1 pseudogene is annotated in these 302 nt (G+C 56.6%); it reads left to right on the top strand.

The features are described 5' to 3' along the window. Nucleotides 1-302, top strand: a pseudogene (locus tag P0G09_RS18620) (hypothetical protein); the annotation flags it as partial.

Below are 302 nucleotides of genomic sequence, written 5' to 3' on the forward strand. Positions count from 1 at the left end.
AGATACGCAGTACCGGCATTGGCGGGATCAGCGCCGATGACCCGGCAGCGATTGAAAAACTCCAGAAGAAGCTGGACGGGCTGGAACTCTCCCAGCTCATTATGAAGGAGGTCAACGCCTATTACCGCAAGCATGGCAAGCTGGATGGCTGTGCGCTGCTGTCGCCGGACCAGATCGAAAAGATGAAAGCAAGCATGGCGGCAAACTGGCGGAGCGACCCGAGGCCCTTTGAAAGCTACCAGCTTACCAACAACACTGCGGAGATCCGCCGGGTAAAGACGCGTATCGAACAGCTCTCCAAA

The sequence above is a fragment of the Faecalibacterium sp. DFI.5.82 genome (assembly GCF_029076575.1).
Taxonomy (GTDB): Bacteria; Bacillota; Clostridia; order Oscillospirales; family Ruminococcaceae; genus Faecalibacterium; species Faecalibacterium duncaniae.